Raw genomic sequence first — 19,123 nt, 5'->3', positions numbered from 1 at the left:
TGGCACTCATTGTTATAGTTCTGTGGCTAAACCACGGGATAAAATAAACACTGTTAATTTATACAGTAAAATTAACAGTGTTTATCAATGAATGCAAGTTTGAATTTTCGACAATCGAATGGGTTGTTTAATAGACCTTATTGCCCCAACCAAGTTTGGTGCGCAAAACACTGAAGTAATCATGGTCTAGTGGGTGCACAAGGCGTAATGTAAATTTGCTTTTTTTAATACGAATTTCATCGCCAGGCATTACTGCAAGAATCACATGACCATCACAACTTACTTGCAACTCTTCGTGATTATTCTCGGCAACAACAATTTTAATTTCACTGTCGCCATCAACCACAATAGGCCTTGATGATAAAGTATGCGGAAACATTGGCACCAAACTAAGCGCGTTTAAAGTGGGGGTCATAATCGGGCCGCCGGCAGACATTGAATATGCTGTTGAGCCAGTCGGCGTTGAAATGATGATGCCATCACTGCGCTGTGAGAACATAAAGGTATCACCTAAATAAACCGCAAACTCCATCATGCTCGCGACTTTACCCGGATGCAGAACCGCTTCATTCATGGCGGCGTTAGAACTCTTTAGTTGACCGTGGCGGTATACTTCTGCGTAAAGTAAACATCGATGTTCGGTATTAGATTTACCTTCTAAAATTGCTTCTAATGGCTCAATCAGGTTATCTGGAGAGAGATCGGTAAGAAACCCTAAATTGCCACGGTTAACTCCTAATACGGCGACATTATGACTGGCCAACACGCGTGCAGCACCAAGCATGTAGCCATCACCACCAACAACAATGGCCAGATCCGCTTGTTCACCAATTTCAACGATATCAAAGGTGATATCTGAGTTTTTATTGAGTTTTTCGCTGACCTTAGTTTCAATCATTACGTGGTAACCATTGTTTTCCAAATAATGATGCAAAGCCGCAATGGTAGCCAAAGCGCCATCGTGATCGGGTTTTCCTATTAATCCTATGGTGTTATATAACTTGCTCATCTAGAGGTGTTGCAGTTTTTTCCTATATAAACGCAGTTTTACTAAGAAATTAGCTAAAGTAAAGCTGAGTTAGGAATTTTAGTTAAAATTAATGCTTGAAAGCGTATATAATGCCCCCATAAATGTTTTAGTTAAAATCAGTACCTCCTGAGTCAGTCGCTGTGTTGCGTCTAGCTGAGCTTGGGAAAAGATATTGTGGAGTTATCGATGACGAACGAGTCAAATAAAACAGAACAGCAACCAGATACCATAGAGCAAGAAACGGTAGAGAATACAGATGAGGTTGTTGTTGAAAAGCAACAAGCAGAACAAGAAGTAGAAGTATTGTCTGCAGAGCAAGAAAAAATTGCTGAACTAGAGCAAAAGCTTGCCGCTGCATTAGCAAAAGTTGATGAGCAAAAAGATTCCGTTATTCGCGCCAAAGCCGAAGTTGACAATATTCGTCGTCGCAGTGCGCAGGAAGTTGAAAAAGCGAAAAAGTTTGCGCTTGAAAAATTTGCGGGTGAAATGCTAACGGTTGTTGATAATTTAGAGCGTGGCCTAGCCACCATTAATGCTGAAGATGAACAGCAAAAGACCACCTATGATGGTGTTAACTTGACGTTGCAAGGTTTGATTTCCGGTTTGGATAAGTTCGGTGTTAAAGCCGTTGACCCACAAGACCAGCCATTTAATCCAGAATTGCATCAAGCAATGTCTATGCAACCGGTAGAAGGTGTTGAAGCAAACACCGTTATTGCCGTAATGCAAAAAGGTTACGAGCTTAACGGCCGCCTGATTCGTCCAGCTATGGTTATGGTTTCTAAATAACTAATACAAGAATCTGTGTAAGAAAAGGCTCACTGTTGCTCAGTGAGCCTTTTTGTTTCTATACTATTTGTGCCAGTTAATTCGCCCTTAGCTCTTATCGTTCAATCTCAATACGCTGCCAATCGTCATCTTCCGATACGCGAACAGAGCGCACTTTATTGCCGTTTGTCGGCTGGTCACTGTATTCAACGTTGATCTGATTAATTTGACCTGGCCACACGTCCTGCAATGCTCGCATTTTAATGTATATCGCCGACAAGTTTTCAGGTTGGGCAATCTCTTGGTATACCCAAAAGTACTTACCTTCCACTTCAAAGCCAACACTGCCTAAGGCTAATGGGTTTTTGCTTTGATCCAATAAACGAAATTGTTTTTGAATATAGGTAGCAAAATTTTGCTGGCTGGCTAGATCCGATAGTAGGTCTGAGTTGCTACCCAAAATATCAGCAATCGCATGCTCAGCATCATGCAGATAAAAACGATGCGATACTTCTATGTTGTTGGTGCGCTCATTAAATAAAATACTGCTGTATGCTTCTTTTTGTTGATGAGCACTAACAACAGTGCTCATCATCATTACAAACATAGTCAGTATCGGAATCAGTTTTTGTGTGATAAACGATAGTTTCATGTCAGTTTACTTTTTATAAACCTTGGCTTTAGGCTCTTTAAGTTCTGCTTTACTGTCGTGCATGATATCGCGATATTCCATTTTCTTCGACTTTTCTTGCTTAAACGCTTCAATGCGCGACTCAATAATGCGTCTTGGGAAGTGGTTGTTTTCGATGTTTACATCAGCCGTTTCCCAGTGCGGGTCAACCGCAACAGAAACCAGAACCTTGTCTTTTTCGGTGACAATAAGTTTACTTACCGTTTTTGGCGAACGGCGCCAAATCTCAGCTGGGATATGCATTGCTTGAGTTGAACCGTCGGCGTAGGTTAGCTCTAATAAAATAGGCATAACCAAACCACCTTTGTTTGAGAAGTTAATAACGTAGTAGTTTTTATCTTCTTTTACGGCACGTTCAAATGCTTGACGTTCCCAAGGCTCAAGATTGTTAAGCATTTTCTTGTATTCATTGCGGTCTTTGTTGGTTACCGTCCAACGATCGTTTTCGTCATGGAAGTCACGAATGTCCGAGTTTAATTCTAACCAGGTTTTAACACCGGCTTCGTTGTTACGATCAACGTGCAATGAGGTTGGCTTGTCTAATTCTTCTTGACGACGACGGTCAAGATCGATGTCAGGGTTTTTAGTATCAAGGCGTAACTTATATACGTCATCAACTGCAATGTCTACGTGATCTGTGGTGTAAAACCAACCGTACCAGAACCAGTCTAGGTCAACACCAGATGCTTCTTCCATAGTACGGAAAAAATCGGATGGTGTAGGGCGCTTATTCTTCCAACGCACTGAGTATTCTTTAAAGGCAAAATCAAATAATTCACGACCAAGAATAACTTCACGCAAAATGTTCAAGGCAACCGCTGGCTTGGTATAAGCATTAGGACCAAGTTTCAGAACACTATCCGACTGAGTCATCACCGGTACTTGCACATCTGATTTCATGTAAGACACGATATCGCGCGGTTCAACGCCCCATGGAATTGTAGGATCCCATTCACGACCTGCCACACCATCAAGGAAGCTGTTTAAGCCTTCATCCATCCAGGTCCACTGACGTTCATCTGAGTTGACGATCATTGGGAAGTAGTTGTGACCGATTTCGTGGATAACAACACCGATCAAAAAACGTTTTTCGGCAAGAGTATAGGTGCGGCTGCCATCTTCATGCCATTTTGTGCGAGGGCCATTGAAGGTGATCATTGGGTATTCCATGCCACCAACTGGACCATTGACACTGATTGCCGTTGGATAAGGGTAATCAAAGGTGTAGCGTGAGTATACGTCCATAGTGTGGATTACAGATTCAGTCGAATACTTTTTCCATAAATCGCCACCTTCTTTTGGAAAGTAAGACATCGCCATAACCAGTTCTTGATCGTCACCACCTTGATGATAACCTTTGGCATCCCACATAAACTTACGCGATGATGCCCAAGCAAAGTCACGCACATTTTCGGCACTAAAATGCCACGTCTTGGTTTTATCTGTGCCAGCTTTTTCGTTTTCCAGTGCTTCTTCAGCGGTAACGACAAATACTGGACGCTTAGCATTTTCAGCTTGCTTTAAACGGTTTTGTTGTTGCTTAGTAAGCACGCGTGAGGCGTTTTCAAGTTCACCGGTAGAGGCAACAATGTGATCCGCAGGTACGGTCATTTTTACATTGTAGTCACCAAATTCTAAGGTGAACTCGCCACGACCTAAGAATTCTTTGTTATGCCACGCTTCGTAATCTGAGAACGCAGCAACACGAGGGAACCATTGTGCAAGAAGGAAGATATCATTGCCGCCCTTGTTAGCATCATCTGGAAAATGCTCGTAACCAGCGCGTGCTGATACCGCATTTTCTTCGAGAATGTTAAACGCAAATTCAATGTTGAAACTGACGTCATCACCAGCGTTTAATGCTTTTGGTAGGTCAATACGTGCTTGTGCGCCAACAATAGTCACTTTTAATGGCTTACCGCGGCTATCAGTGACCTTAAACGTATCAAAACCATAGGTGTTGTCTGAATACGCATGTTGTTTACGTAGCTCAGCAAAGCTGATCTTCCCTGGTTTGTCATGACTAGGCTTTTCGGTTGCTGGACCACGACGACCTAAACCGCCAAAATCAGCACTTAGCTCAGAGATAGAATCACGTTTAAAACGGTTTTGCTCTAACTGCATCCAAATATATTTTAAGCGATATGGCGAGTTATTGTGATAGGTGACCGTTTGTGTCGCACTTAGGCGACGAGACTTTTCATTTAGAGTGACGTTGATATCGTAATCAACTTTTTGTTGCCAGTATTCTTTACCTGGCTCACCTGCGGCATTTCGGTAATCATTTGGCGTTGGTAAGATTTCTTCCATCTGCCTAAATTTATCTTCGAAATCACCTTTGGTTTGCTTTACGGCCATGCTTGATGCATGACTTGCGAATACTGCACATACATAAATGGCAGCGAGGATATATTTGAACTTCATTAGAGCCCCTGAAATGTAGTTATTTTATTAGCGCTAGGCGCGATATCATATCCATACTATTTACGAGGGCAAGCACTATTCGACAAAATGCAACATTTTGCGATGAATTGTAACTCAGAAATGTTTAACTAACCGTTTGAATACCTACTGTTCTCGTAAACCTTCAAACTTTTTCAGACCGTGATTGATCAACATGAAAACGATTGCTGCAACACCGACCAAATTTATAGCCAAGGCGGCAAATAAATCAGGGGCTTTCATGGCAGTACTCATCAAAGACTCTTGATAATAAAAAAACCATTGATGTTCATCTGGGAATACCACCGTATGCAGATAGTAAAAAATGTCTCGAAAGCCGATAATCGCAAATAATAAAACGATGCCAAGAAGAAAACTGCTACTGGTGATTAAGCGCAACTTAGCGCTAGGTTTTTGGTAAGGTTTGGCGATACAAAGATATTGCAATACCACAAAAAATAATAAAGCAACAAGGCAAATAAGGGTTAATTTATCGACAAGGTTACTAACATCTTGTAAATGCACAACTTCACTGTCGGTATACAGTGCATTGCTTTGTTCATTCACTTGATACTGTATGGCATCAAGTCCTTCGCCACTGTTATTTATCGACTCAACTACTCTGGCAAAAAGCTCTACATGTTGCGCTTTTTCGGTGTTAGCAAAGCCTTGTTTACCAAATTTGTTCTGTGGCGCGTAAGTTGCGATATGTTTGTCAATATTAAGCACGTCATACCATACAGAGTAGGTAAAGTTCAGTTTGCTATTAATAACCCAGCTAAATCCAAGGCAAACAATGATTAGACTGATGCTTTTAGATAACCAAAGCGATGAATAGTAAAGTGAATTTCTTGAGTGTTTAGTCATTGTGGTTTTACATGAATATCTGTGTATATATAGCTAGAATAACAAACAATGAGCATGGTTTTCATTGTAAATGACAACAATAGTTACATATTTATTTTATAAAAGTGTCAGGAAATTTGACAAACTTGAGAAGCAGGCCTAGCTTTTTTAATAGGGCACGGAGTTGGTGGCGTCTGGGAATGTTACCAGTGCAGGGATGGAAAGGGACTGAAAGAAGTGAATAATTATAATGCAAGCGGACTGTTGCTGATTGGGTTTGATCTGGTTTTAACATCAAAGTGTAGCCAAGTCCTGTCACAAATATGTGACATAAATGTTGTGAGTTCTATGGAACGATTAGAAGCTTTAGCAAACGAGCTGGAGCCGCAGGCTATTGTGTATGTGATGGACTACACAACCACAATTCACCTGCACAATATCCAATTTATTAAAACCAGTTTTCCTCGGTCTCTGCTTTATATCGCGACTACTTCGGTATCCATACCATTATTACATCAGGCCATTAATATTGGTGTTACTAATGTCTACATGTTTCCGTTTTCACCCAATGATGAACTAGATTTTGCTGACAATTTAGATTCTAAAACGTCGATTCGATGTTGTACGCAAAGCAAAAAAGAAGATATCAGTAGTATTCGCTTTAGTCGAGACGATCCAGTGTCTTCATTGTTAGATATTGTCGAAAGAGATTTTGTCAAAGGTCCGTCGCTGCAAGATTTATCCGATGATATTCATTTGAGTCCAAGTCGTTTGTGCCACATGTTTAAAGATTACTGCGGGTTAACTTACAGTCATTATTTATTGTGCAGACGCCTTGAAGAAGGAGAGCGATTGCTGAACGACAATAAACAGTCGATAACAACGATTGCGTACAGTTTAGGCTTTGCTAACCCTTCGCATTTTAGCCGTAATTTTAAAGAACATTTTAATCTGACACCAAATGCCTTCGCCCAGGGAGACAGATCGGTAACGTTGAGCAATACTTATATAAGATATCAGCGCCTTCGCGCAGAATTATTGCCAGCGGACAGTTATGCTATACCAGAGAGAAAGCCAGTTAAGAAGCATGCCTCATTTTAAAAATATCAGACGTATTAGTCTTGGCGCACTGTTGTCTTTGTGCGCCATTTTTACGTCAAACGCACAATCCATTGATATAATCATTTCAAACAGCGGTGCCGCATACAATCGTTCTAGCGATGTTAATTGGCTGCCGGAAATTCAGCACCAACAATTTTTAAATACCTTACAGCATGATTACGCTTGGTTTAAAGATGGGCAGGCAACGTTAACGGGCATTGAGTTGCAAAAATTGTTGCTAGATTTAGGTTGGTTGAATGCGAGTGTTACCACTGATGTTGCGTCTAAAAACATCTTGAATGCCGATGCGAATTTAACCTTGGGGATGTTAAAGCTAATCGATTTATCGGCGCATTTGTATGGTACAGAAGTAGATTCTGAGGATCTGTTATTGCAAGCGTTGCAACAAAAGCGTGAAGGGGAGCTATTGTGGTCGATAATCCCTAATTACGATCAAGTGAGCTTACTACGAAACTACATTAGCAAATTTAGACATTTACAACGAAAAAAATGGCCCGCAGTTGATGCAAGCTTTTACCCAAAATTGGGGCAGAGCCACCCTAAAGTTAAAGCAATACGACAGGCTTTAGTTTATTTAGGCGATTTGTCTAAAAAAGCACAAACCAGACAGCGCCAAGATGTGTTTGATTCGGTCGTTATTGCTGCGCTAAAACGATTCCAACAACGCCATTCGTTAGTGGCTGATGGTCGATTAGGCCCGAAGACATTTGAGCAGCTATCTATTACCCCAGAGCAACGCATTAAACAGTTACAAATGAATTTATGGCGCTGGTTCGCTTACCCTAAATCAGAGCCGAATCGCTATATATTAGTTAACATTCCCGGCTATAAGTTATTTATGAAGGACTCTGGCTCTAATGCTTTTGAAATGAAGGTGATCGTGGGTAAAAGTGATAATCCAACCCCAACAATGGTCACTGAAATCAATCGTTTAACGGTTAATCCAACATGGACACCAACTTGGAATATCATCCGCAACGACTTATTGCCTGAATATAAGAAAGATTATTTGTCTTTGAAACGACAGAACTTTCAATTATTAAAAGGAACAGGGAGTTCACCTCAAGCAAAGCAAATTGATAAACCAAATATCGATATTCCTTCAATGCTAAAGGAATATCGCTTGGTTCAATCACCAGGTGACAACAATGCGCTAGGGTATTACCGTTTTAATATTCCTAATGAACACTCGGTGTATTTACATGATACCCCGGCAAAATCGGCGTTTAATTTAAAACATAGAGCACTAAGTCATGGTTGCATACGCTTAGAAAATGCGGCGTTTTTAGCGAACACATTAAGCCAATATGATGAAAACATATCGTCCAAACGAACGCAAATGGCGTTACATTCTGGCAAAACAGCACACTTTAGACTTGAACAGCCCATTCCGGTACTTATTACCTATCAAACGGCGTGGATTAATGAGCAAGGTGAGCTGCAGTTACTGCCAGATATATACAATAAAGACGAGCATCATGTGATCAATATTCCAAGGCTAGTGTTTGCTAATGATAGCGTACCTTCGCTATTGAAAAGCCGATTGAATAGTCCAGAAGGCTCTTAACACGAATAAGAGGCTAATTTAATTCTCACAGCTTAGAATAGGGCTTTAGAGGTGATCATCCCTTTTTTAACAGACCTCAAAAATGGAATAGTTAAGCAACCTTTAATGGCGGAAAACCATTATTAGCTTTGTGTGGCCGTTCATAGTTGTAACGCCACAGCCATTTTCTAGCATAGTCAGATATTTCTTCCAAGCTATCAAATAGTTTTTTACTCAGCCAACCATAACGAACGGTTTTAGTAAATCGCTCAACATAACTGTTTTGCTGAGGATTACCTGGCTGAAGATATTCAATCCGAATATCATTTTTATTAGCCCACCTTACAAACTCATGAGAGATAAACTCTGGGTCATTGTCGCATCGAATGGCAATTGGCTTGCCTCGCCATTCAATAAGTCGATTTAAGCTTCTCAGCACTCTCGCTGTTGGCAATGAATATCCAGGTTCAATCACCAAACCTTCACGCTTATAATCGTCAATAACATTGAACAAGCGAATTGAGCGACCATTACTCAATTGGTCATGCATAAAGTCCATTGACCAAACCTGGTTGGGCTTAATCGGCTCTTTGAGGGGGGCTGGCTTGTGACGATTTAATCGTCGTCTTGGCTTTATTCTGAGATTCAGTGAAAGCTCAGTGTAGATGCGGTATACACGCTTGTGATTCCACTTTTTACCTTTCACATTGCGCATATAGTCAAAACAAAGACCGCAACCCCAATCATTTTCATCATTGGTTAAATCAATGAGCATTTGAGCTATTTCCTAATTTTAATCAGATAACTTAGCTTCGTACCGATAACACGTTTCGCTGATTTGAAACGCCTGACAAGCAAGCTTTATGGTGACGCCTTTGGAGGCAGCAAAGTGTTGCGCCATCTCTTTGCGTTTAGATGGCTTTACCACTTTTTTTGCAAAGCTTCCTGAACAATTTCAGCTTTTAATTTTTCCTCAACGTACATTTTTTTTAAGCGACGATTTTCTTCTTCAAGCTCTTACATTCGAGCCATTAAAGAGGTATCCATACCACCGTATTTGGATCGCCATTTATAGAATGTTGAATTGCTAATATTGTGCTCACGACAAATATCAGGAACAGGTATGGCTTCATCGGCTTGTTTTAAAATAGCCATAATTTGGCTATCGGTAAATCTTGATTTTTTCATTCAGAATCTCCTTCGCGTATTTTACGAGAAAATTCCACTTTTAACGTCAATTATTTTTCGGGGGGATTACCAACTACATAAAACCACCAAATGTAGCAGAGGAGATTGCAGCAATTGACGTCTTAAGCTATGCATTTTCGTAGACCCAATATTTTAAAACGATATAGCTAATCCAAGGCATCGTCGCAGCTATTAAAATTATACTAATTTCATCTGGGATAAGGAATTTTTGGCAGGCTGCAGTAATAACATAAATTATCAAGCAGTTTAACAAAGCATACATAGCGTATTTTTTTAAGGTGACTAAAGAAGGTTTTTTAGAGAAGCTCCATGTTGTGTTTAGTGAATAAGCTATTAAAAAGGAAAGTAAAAATGCGAAAGTGTTTGCGACGAATATGTCTAATAAGAGTAACTTTACGCAAATATAGGCGATGAATACATGTGTGAGTGTATTAGCTACCCCTACACAACAAAATTTAATAAACTCCTTCTTAATCGTTATCATCTCTTTAACTACTATCTTTCGTTGTTGCACATTTTTCAGCTATTAAACTTATGGATAAACCCAAAGGAGGAGCTATAAATTTTAATAGCCAAGTTTCAAATCGAAATATATGAAATAAAAAACTATTCACTAATTTATTGGGGAGAGAAGAGCCTGTAGGGGTGACTCTCCTGAGAACTTTGTCGAATAAACGAGTCAGAACAGCTAAAGGTAACAATAAAAAGTTGAAATACTGTTTGTGAACAACTTTAAATCCAGAGCCTTCAACTTTTTTAACTAAATCATCTATTTTATAACGACGAAAATGATGTAGTTTAATATCGTGTGGACCAAACAATTGCGGAATAGCTGGCACAGTAATAATTAGCTTTCCATTATTCTTTAAGCTGCCATATAAAACTTTTAATGCCTCAGCGTCTTCTTCGATATGTTCTAAAACATCAAAAAGGCAGATTACATCAAATGTATCATTTGAAAACGGATATTCGTAGGGCAAAGATCCTTGTATTATTTTTATATCTGTTATCGTTCTTGCAAGTTTAACCGCCTCTTCATTCATTTCGACCGCAGTAACAGTGCCATATTCTTTTAAAAGTTCTAAATTACCGCCGACACCACAGCCAACTTCAATAATTTGAGAAGGGAACTTCGAAGAGCTTTTGTTTAATAAACTCTGAATAACTAAACGTCTCCCTTTAAACCACCAATGGCTTTGTTGTTGTTTAAACATTTCTCCATAGCAAGATAGTTCCATAGTTAAATCACAACTCCCTTTCTATAATGAAAAGCGGTCTTTTTTTAGCTTCCATATATATTCGACCAATATACTCACCTAAAATCCCAATACCTATTAATTGAACACCACCTAAAAATAAAATAATCACTATCAATGATGAATAACCAGGAACATCTATTCCTGACAATAAGGCCAAAGTGATAATGAATACTCCATAACAAAATGATAATAATGCGATACAAACGCCAATATATGTCCATATTTTTAACGGTAAAGTAGAAAAACTGGTTATTCCCTCTAGAGCTAAATTCCACAGTTTCCAAAATGTAAATTTACTTTCTCCGTTTTCTCGACAGGGGCGAGTGTAATGAATTGTTGAGGATTTAAAGCCTACCCAGGAAAATAATCCTTTCATGAATCGCTGGGTTTCTGGTAGGGAATTAATATGGTCTACAACTACTCGTCCCATTAGACGAAAATCACCTACATTCTCAGGAATCTTATGAGCGGAAAGTTTATTATGCATATAGTAAAAAGCTTTAGCCGTACACCTCTTTAGTAGCGTGTCACTGCTTCGATCTACTCGTTTTGCTAATACTATTTGAGCTCCTCTTTTCCATTCATTTATTAAGTCTATTATCAGCTCTGGAGGATCTTGCATGTCTACATCTATTGGGATGACGGCTTCTCCTTTCGCAAACTTTAACCCCGCAGTTAATGCAGCCTCTTTGCCAAAGTTTCGTGAAAAAGATACTGCACGAATGTTAGGTGTGTGCGCTTTCTCTGCTTCAATAATGTCTAATGTTTTATCTTCAGAACCATCGTCGATAAACAACAATTCATAGTCTACTTTATTCAATAACATAAGGTCTTTAATACATATGATAAACTGTCTAATGCTATGTTGTTCGTTATAAACCGGACATATTATTGATATCATTTATTGATTTCCTTTAGGCAAATATATGTCATAAGTTTTTCCATACATGAAAGATACCTGTTTATTCGTTTTTTCATAATGTTGAAAAATTTCGCGTAGCTTGGGATTGCGCTGTATGAAGTCTTTGTAATCGAATTCATTTGTAAAATAAGATGGCGATTTGGATGATTCTATGAATATTGCTTTGGGTTGGTTGTCATTAATTTCTTCAAAAATTTTAACCATCACCTGCTCACTAATAGCTTCTATTTTTGCCTTCTTTTCATTGGTTAATTTTTCCGGAGTTCTCTGAAGCATATCTATTGCAGGTAGAGGCCAAAGTGCCGGAAACCCAGATGTCCAGATTGCTTTGGTATAATGACTTATAAATGTCGCAGGCCATACATTACTCGAAAAAACATAAACTTCTTGATCTGCAAAATGTTCATCAATGTATTCAACCGTTGTTTGATATTCATGCAAACCTATAGCTTGAAATGATGGAGGTTTACCATCTAATAACTGCATAGCCATGTCTTTCTTGATAACAATTTGATAGCTAGATAGAAAGATTAAAATCAGCGATGCAAACAGAACTAATGTTTTAGAATTCAACACAGACGTTATCTGATTTAAATAGATAATGGTCAATAAACAAAAACTCATTGTTAAAATAACTTTATGAGGAATTAATTGATATGAGTAATGAGATTGTATTAAAAAAACTATTAGACCTATAAGGCTAAGAAAAATAAAAAAACGAATTAATTTTCTATCCTCTTTATTCTCCAGCTTAAACGTCAGAGTAAAAATTATTCCCGTTATTAAAAGGCTTGTTTCTATATCGAAGCGATCTAAAGGGGTTCCATAAGTCCAGTATGTTGCGATAGCAAGAGGCACCATGTTAGTTAGATAGCTTGTTTCGATTAATATTAAATACACATAAAATATCCCTGTAAAAATGGATATGAAACAAGGTATTGGCCAAAATAAATTTTTAATACTTGGATTCTTCAAAAAGCGCCATATTTCAGCACCAAGGAAGAACGCTATAAAATATGGTTTTAGGCATATTGCCACTGTGGCAAATACTATGATTAATCCTTGTTGAGTGCGTGAAGGGGGGGGATTTCCGACAGAATGATTAAAAGAAGATATAAAATAAGGTAGTAGAAAGATGATAGCAAGGTGATCTCTTTGTCCGAAATCATACCCCGCTACACTAAAACAACTCATTATTAACCCAATCAGCAAATAAAATCTTGTATTTTTCGGAAGTTTGGGGTTATCGATAAGATTAAAAGATAACACAATAGCAGGAAGTGTGATAACAAATGTGTATGTTTTCAAAGCAATTATGCTTGGTATGTCAAACGTTTGCTTAAAGAGAACTACAGGCGCAAAAAGATAGAAAATAAAAGGCGGGTTAACTTCAACTATATCGCTGTAAAGCGACTTCTCTTCTAACCAAAATTCGGTGGCTGTGTATAACCATCCAATGTCGTGATTTAAAGGAAATCGGTAACCATAAAATATATAAAAAGTTATGAAGCAAAAAACACTAAAATTTGAGAATAAGTTAATCCTATTTTGCGAGGTATTTAGTATTTCATTCATAGTCATTTTCATTGATTATTTATTGCAATGAGCTGGAAAGTAAACTTCAATGTCTTCTTCGTAGTGTTCGCAGAATTTTTCTTTCATGCCAAGGATGACCTCATTATCTGCGTGGTCATCTATTGAAGACACATGCTTTTGCTCTAAATCAACGACGACAAACTCATCGAACTCTGGTAAGTGCGCCAATTGCCATTTCTGATGATAAATAGATCGGTGAATTTTGGTTAGAAAGTCTGTATATGACTCATTCCTAAGAACCAGGTTACCTTCATCGTTTACAGTGTAATGGTCAATCGATTTGCTTATCACGCTTTTAGCGTCAATTTCACTGGTATTAAGTGTTTTCATTGGTAATGATGATTCGACAAAGACAAAATTACTATCATATGAAGAAGGGTTATTCGAAGGCAGGACAACACCTTGTGTGCCTTCAATCTGTAAATCGAGTTGTGAGCCAATGGTCGGCACAATGTCGAGATTAGAGAATAATCCTTTATACACTTGTGGTTTTGTGACGTTTCGACCATTTTTATACTCCGCATAGGCTAGAAGTATTTCTGATTGAGCCTGATCGAGTACATTAGTGCCGTGGCCATATGATGTCGGACGTACGTGAGCTAGTGCCGTTGTCATTCGGTCTTCTTTTAAATTGAAGCTATCGCCATGATCAGACATCACATACAAAATGGCATTATCCAAATAGCCACTGTGTTTCAATTTTTTCATTAAATCTGAAAATTGAGCATCAACTTGCGGAAGTAATGACTTATACATGAAATGGGCATGGTTGCCATCCCATAACTCTTCCTTGACATTAATGAAGTTTTTAGAAGTATATGGCCAATGCAGCATACAAAAATGGATAGCAAGAAAGTTTGATTGAGTTGGCGATAATTGCTCTAGTGCAGCATCGTTAAATGATTCTGGTGAAAATGTTCTGCCTACCGCTCTATTCATGTGTATATAAGGTAAAAAATAGTAGCCAAGTCTGGTGTTTATAAGGACGTTAACAAGAGGTAAATCAGAGGCGGTATTTATTAAAGTGTCGGCAATACCCATTTTAGGACCAACGACATTATCAAAACCATAACTCTCATCTATTATATTAAATCGTCTCTCATCGAGCGCCCAAATCGTGTTGTAGTCTTCATCTTTCAAGGTATCAAGAAATGGTATGTCTTTACTGACTAATGGGTCTGGAGTTAGGTTAAACCGACCGCCATGAGATATCGGGTATTGACTCTTTAATAGGCTCAACCAAGAAACATAGGTACGCGGGAATACCGTATAGGTTTTATCGTAAATGACTGAGTTATCGAGAAAGTTGTTAAGATTGGGCATCAAGTCATGTTGAAAGTTTCTGTAGGTCAAATGATCGGGTCGCAAGCCGTCGACACCAATGATAATGACATTCGGTTTTTGTTCAACGATATGTTGATTTTCATTAGTAATAAATAAAGGCGGAGAACAGGCTAAAACAACGGCTGTTGTCCATATTAACACGGCTCTTTTAGAGTGATATTTATACAGGTTATAGAGAAATAAAGCGCTAACAGTAGAGATCAAAAAGATATTAAATGCGCTAGAGGATAACCAGGATGTTCTTAGAATTCCCAATAGAGACGTAGGGCTAACGTATGAATTAAACGCAATAACACAAAGGAAGTGAAGCGAACATATATTTAACCACGCTAGGGTTTTATACGAATCATTTTCGATGCGTTTAAAAAATACCTTACATGAAACGGTAATGATATAAGCCCAGACTAGATGCACCACAAGTAACACTAATGTGAAAATACCGACTTCTTGAATTAAGGCCGGATTCAATAGTTTTCTTACTTTTTCATTGGAAAGTAAGGTGAGAATAGAAAATTCAGAAATAGGCTGCAGTGTACTTCTAAAGGCCAAGCAAAAAACCGTAAATAGCAATATAAGGGCTAATGTTCTGAAGTAAGTTCTTTTAATCGTAATCATTTTTATTCTTTTATTTTATTGTCTTGTTCAGGCTCTTTACTCGAATCCGCTTTTAAAATATTGAATTTTTCGAAATCGGAAATGAGTTTGCTTTCTTTGCGGGCAGAAGGCCATTGTCCTGAATTGATATACTTTTGAGCGGCGACGTTAAGGTCCTTGTCTTCTGCAAAAATGCTCTCTTTAAAAGAATAATTTTGATGGCCAAAATAGACGATGGGTGCCCAGAGCATAGCCAATGTAGATGTCAATAGAATCCCTGACCATATGTTTTTTTGTCTCACCGGTTGTCTCCTTCTGTTACATCTATACCACGTTTCGAGTTCGGCATTTCTCAAAATGCCTTGAGAAAATTCGACGTGAGCTATTAGTCATTTAGATTAGTAATCAGGATAAGTTTTTGGCAACGAAGGTAGGTTGATTTGTGCTAACTTCGCAATTTGATGTCAAACAATGCAATCCTGTGTTAAGCGAAAGCTAAAAATGCCTCTAGTCTTAGTCATTGTCACTGTGCATAAAACAGTTACATTTAAACCGCAAGGATTGAGAGGTTGACGTCCTTGCTGAATTAATTTCAGGAGATGAAAAGATGATTAAGTTTAAAGAGTTAATGAAAAACTTCATAGAGGACGAAAGTGGTTTAACAACTGTTGAGTACGCAATTGCAGGTGCACTTGTAGCTGGCTCACTAGTCGTAGCATTTTCACAACTAGGTACCGCCGTAAGTGGCACGATTAACTGTCTAACCAGTGCGGTTGGTGGTGCGTCAGGCGACTGTACTAGTTAAGATCTGAAGTTAAAGGTCTAGAGGGATGCTCGATTACGTAAAGTTAGCCATGATGATAACGATATTTGTTGTCTTTGCTATTTCATTTTATACGGATTTACGTTTTCGACGCATTCCTAATTTATTGTGCCTGGTCGCTCTTATTCTCGGATTGGTCTTGCAACTGTTACATAAAGGCAGTGCTGGATTATTTGAGGGTCTTCTTTGTGTAGGACTCGCATTTGTCATTTTATTTCCCTTCTTCGCGCTTCGAGCATTAGGTGCCGGTGACGTAAAAATGATGATGGCCGTGGCTAGTATGATGAATATCGAATTTTTTTTACTAACCCTAGGTTATGGCATGGTTATTGGTTTTTTTACCAGCATTGCCTTCGCCTTATATAAGCTAGGTTTTAAACGATTAACGGCAATTGTTAGACATTACATACGTTGCCTTTATTTACGACAATTTATTGCAAGTAATGATAATGGATTTATGAAGCTTAAAGTACCTTACGCGCCCGCTTTAGCGGTTGGTTGGGTTATTGCTTGCAGTCAAAATGCTGAAGTCATGATGGTTGTTTCAGCGCTTCGGTATCAAGTAGGGATTTAGGTATGGGATTATTTAATTTTGGCAGGAAGAAAGAGACCAAAGCCGAGGAATCAAAACCTGTGGCAAAACTCGCACCTGCTCAAGCTGAATCTCATAAAAAACAGGGAGATGGGACAAATAGTCAATCATCACCCGATGTATCGCTTATTAATAAAGCGATGAGCATCAATGAACAAACAAATGATGCAATAACAATTCAAAGCAGTACAGAACAGCAAGCAAACCATAGCGATTTAAACAGCCAAGAGCAAAAACTTGCAGCTCTCGCGCCTCGGCCTAAAGATGTTACCGATACCGGCTTATCTGAAAAAGTATTATTAGAGATATTGATAAAAGCTCTATATAACAATGGCGTGTGTACTATTAGACAACTTGCTGATATCACTTGCTTATCGGGTGGCATATTACAAACACTGGTTGAAGTCGCTAAACATAAAAAGCTTGTTGAGAACCATCAAATTCAAAACAACCAGATGCGCTATGGGTTAAGCCACATAGGTGAGATGGTAGCAGAAAAAACTCTCGCCAAAGCAGGCTATCAAGGTCCTGCACCGGTGCCTCTGAAACAATACTCTGAGATAGCCTACAAACAATCGAGCCGACAACAACTGATCACTAAAGAATTGTTGCTAAATGTCTTTTCTCAACTGACATTTTCAGATGATTTATTAGAAAAAGTAGGCCCCTCATTAAACTCTTTTAAACCGGTGCTTATTTATGGCGCACCAGGAACAGGTAAGAGTTATTTTTGTCGTCATTTAAATATGGTCTTTGGTGATGAGGTACTTATTCCGTACGCGATAGAAGTAAACGGCGAGATTATACGAGTTTACGATCCAGAGATTCACAAAAAAGTCGACATGAGCCCAGCTGAGCCAAAGAATGGCGTGTTAAGTCTAAAACAAGGTTTCGACCCAAGATGGGTATTATGTCAAAGACCACTCGTTGTCACAGGTGGTGAATTAGATGCTGAAATGCTTGAAGTAAGATTTGATCAGCAAAACAAAACCTATAAAGCGCCTCTGCAGCTAACAGCTAATAACGGTATTTTGCTATTAGATGATCTTGGTCGCCAACGAATTTCCGCAAAACAATTATTTAACCGTTGGATTGTGCCTTTAGAAGAGCGAAGAGACTTTTTATCGTTGCAGTCTGGCGCGCATTTCGAGATCCCGTTCGAATTGATTATGTTGTTCTCTACTAACTTATCGCCAACCGACTTGGTGGATGACGCTTTTTTACGCCGGTTAGGCTACAAAATAGAATTCGAAGAGTTATCCCTCACTCACTATAAAGTGATATGGGATGAAGAATGCATCAAATTTGACTTGATAAGTGATGAGTCGTCATTTGAATATCTTGTTAACCAACTACACAAAACGCACGGCAAACCGTATTTGCCATGTTACCCAAGAGACTTACTCTCCATCATCAGTGACCAGGTCAAATATCGAGGGCTCAATAACAACGTAAATAACGAGCTTTTAAACTTTGCCTGGACAAGCTATTTCGTTAGCGAATAACGAAAACAAATGGGAGCAAAAATATGAACAAAAATGTACTGATATTTATTCTATTATCACTGGCCTTTGGTGTTGCAGCGGTATTTATTGCGCAAGATTGGCTGGATGCTAACAAACTCGGAAATATAGAAGCCGGTAAGAAAGCGACAGTGGTTGTTACTACACCAATTCCTGTCGGAACGATTATTGAAGCTAAACATATCAAAGTCATGCAGGTATCAGAAAGTTTGGTTCCTGAAAACGCTTTTGCCAAAACCGATGAAGTCATTGGTTTAGTTGTTAAAAGTCAGTTATTTCCTAATGAAGTGGTACGTCAAGAACGTGTTGCTAAGAAGGGGGCCGGTAGTGCTTTAGCAAGCTTGATTGCGCCGAATATGCGTGCCATAACCATTCGAGTTAATGATGTTGTTGGTGTTGCTGGTTTTATTCTACCGGGTAATCGGGTCGATGTATTAATGACATCAACTCGAACAGGTGCTGTGCAAACATCGGTTATTTTAGAAAACATTAAGATTTTGGCGATAGATCAACGCGCTTCATCTGATGAAAACAAACCGAAAATTGTGCGTGCAGTGACCGTTGAAGTGGATTTGATGCAAGCTGAAGTTCTGCTTAGCTCTCGTAATCAGGGTAGCCTGCAATTAGCGTTGCGCAACCCGAATGACGAGTCTAAAAACGTGATACCTGAAGAGGCTCAACCGCAGATAGCAGAAGTTAACGCTGAACCAGAGCCTGAAACAGAAAAGCCAAAAGTAATAGCCTCAGTAGATTCTCGCAGGAAAGTAGAGGTTATTAAGGGAGTTAAGCGAGAAACGGTGCAAACCACCAACTAAA

General features: G+C 38.9%; 16 protein-coding genes and 1 pseudogene. 7 read left to right on the top strand and 10 right to left on the bottom strand.

The window, feature by feature from the left end:
- Nucleotides 1-127: 127 nt before the first annotated feature.
- Entirely contained in the window at nt 128-1,009 is an 882-nt protein-coding gene (gene nadK, locus HII16_RS00910; RefSeq protein ID WP_169126609.1) for an NAD(+) kinase, read from the bottom strand.
- Nucleotides 1,010-1,216: 207 nt separating this feature from the next.
- On the opposite strand from nadK, the gene grpE reads away from it, so the two are divergent.
- Nucleotides 1,217-1,819: a nucleotide exchange factor GrpE gene (gene grpE, locus HII16_RS00905; RefSeq protein ID WP_169126607.1), complete on the top strand. Its 603-nt coding sequence runs from the start codon at nt 1,217-1,219 to the stop codon at nt 1,817-1,819.
- Between the two features lie 94 nt (nt 1,820-1,913).
- On the opposite strand, the gene HII16_RS00900 is transcribed toward grpE, so the two are convergent.
- The 3 genes from HII16_RS00900 to HII16_RS00890 all read right to left on the bottom strand — a co-directional run bounded on the left by HII16_RS00900 (nt 1,914) and on the right by HII16_RS00890 (nt 5,798).
- Nucleotides 1,914-2,450: a DUF6702 family protein gene (locus HII16_RS00900; protein WP_169126605.1), complete on the bottom strand. Its 537-nt coding sequence runs from the start codon at nt 2,448-2,450 to the stop codon at nt 1,914-1,916.
- A gap of 6 nt (nt 2,451-2,456) precedes the next feature.
- Entirely contained in the window at nt 2,457-4,913 is a 2,457-nt protein-coding gene (locus HII16_RS00895; RefSeq protein WP_169126603.1) for a M1 family metallopeptidase, read from the bottom strand.
- Nucleotides 4,914-5,057: 144 nt separating this feature from the next.
- A complete protein-coding gene (locus HII16_RS00890) occupies nt 5,058-5,798 on the bottom strand; it encodes a DUF1461 domain-containing protein (RefSeq protein ID WP_169126601.1) in 741 nt (246 codons plus the stop codon).
- Between the two features lie 327 nt (nt 5,799-6,125).
- Between HII16_RS00890 and HII16_RS00885 the strand changes: the two genes are divergently transcribed.
- Nucleotides 6,126-6,878, top strand: a complete 753-nt coding sequence (locus HII16_RS00885) for an AraC family transcriptional regulator (protein ID WP_169126599.1) — start codon at nt 6,126-6,128, stop codon at nt 6,876-6,878.
- Nucleotides 6,865-8,466 carry a L,D-transpeptidase family protein gene (locus tag HII16_RS00880; protein ID WP_169126597.1) on the top strand — a complete coding sequence of 534 codons (1,602 nt, stop codon included), beginning with the start codon at nt 6,865-6,867 and terminating at the stop codon, nt 8,464-8,466. The genes HII16_RS00885 and HII16_RS00880 overlap by 14 nt, the downstream gene beginning before the upstream one ends.
- 91 nt (nt 8,467-8,557) lie before the next feature.
- Here the strand turns inward: HII16_RS00880 and HII16_RS00875 are convergent.
- The 6 genes and pseudogenes from HII16_RS00875 to HII16_RS00845 all read right to left on the bottom strand — a co-directional run bounded on the left by HII16_RS00875 (nt 8,558) and on the right by HII16_RS00845 (nt 15,671).
- Nucleotides 8,558-9,633, bottom strand: a pseudogene (locus HII16_RS00875) (IS3 family transposase).
- A 509-nt stretch (nt 9,634-10,142) separates the two neighbouring features.
- Complete coding sequence (locus HII16_RS00865; RefSeq protein ID WP_169126593.1) at nt 10,143-10,892, bottom strand: class I SAM-dependent methyltransferase; 750 nt, start codon at nt 10,890-10,892, stop codon at nt 10,143-10,145.
- A gap of 7 nt (nt 10,893-10,899) precedes the next feature.
- A complete protein-coding gene (locus HII16_RS00860) occupies nt 10,900-11,814 on the bottom strand; it encodes a glycosyltransferase family 2 protein (protein ID WP_169126591.1) in 915 nt (304 codons plus the stop codon).
- Nucleotides 11,815-13,410, bottom strand: a complete 1,596-nt coding sequence (locus HII16_RS00855) for a hypothetical protein (protein WP_169126590.1) — start codon at nt 13,408-13,410, stop codon at nt 11,815-11,817. It lies immediately after the preceding gene.
- Nucleotides 13,411-13,425: 15 nt separating this feature from the next.
- Nucleotides 13,426-15,243, bottom strand: coding sequence for a sulfatase-like hydrolase/transferase (locus tag HII16_RS00850; protein ID WP_169126589.1), 1,818 nt, complete (start codon nt 15,241-15,243; stop codon nt 13,426-13,428).
- Between the two features lie 149 nt (nt 15,244-15,392).
- Entirely contained in the window at nt 15,393-15,671 is a 279-nt protein-coding gene (locus tag HII16_RS00845) for a hypothetical protein (protein WP_169126588.1), read from the bottom strand.
- A 326-nt stretch (nt 15,672-15,997) separates the two neighbouring features.
- Here HII16_RS00845 and HII16_RS00840 point away from each other — a divergent pair, with 326 nt between their 5' ends.
- Genes HII16_RS00840 through cpaB form a run of 4 tightly spaced genes read left to right on the top strand, consistent with a single transcriptional unit; the run spans nt 15,998 to nt 19,122 of the window.
- On the top strand, nt 15,998-16,174 hold the full coding sequence (locus tag HII16_RS00840; protein WP_248289463.1) for a Flp family type IVb pilin: 177 nt from the start codon (nt 15,998-16,000) through the stop codon (nt 16,172-16,174).
- A 25-nt stretch (nt 16,175-16,199) separates the two neighbouring features.
- Nucleotides 16,200-16,766, top strand: a complete 567-nt coding sequence (locus tag HII16_RS00835) for an A24 family peptidase (protein ID WP_169126586.1) — start codon at nt 16,200-16,202, stop codon at nt 16,764-16,766.
- 2 nt (nt 16,767-16,768) lie between these two features.
- Nucleotides 16,769-18,289, top strand: a complete 1,521-nt coding sequence (locus HII16_RS00830; RefSeq protein ID WP_248289462.1) for an AAA family ATPase — start codon at nt 16,769-16,771, stop codon at nt 18,287-18,289.
- A 23-nt stretch (nt 18,290-18,312) separates the two neighbouring features.
- On the top strand, nt 18,313-19,122 hold the full coding sequence (gene cpaB, locus HII16_RS00825; RefSeq protein ID WP_169126585.1) for a Flp pilus assembly protein CpaB: 810 nt from the start codon (nt 18,313-18,315) through the stop codon (nt 19,120-19,122).
- Nucleotide 19,123: the final 1 nt, after the last annotated feature.

It is taken from the genome of Thalassotalea sp. Y01 (assembly GCF_012932945.1).
In the GTDB taxonomy this organism is placed as follows: domain Bacteria; phylum Pseudomonadota; class Gammaproteobacteria; order Enterobacterales; family Alteromonadaceae; genus Thalassotalea_A.
Note: the sequence above shows the minus strand (reverse complement) of the source record. Positions and strands in the feature narration are given on the sequence as shown.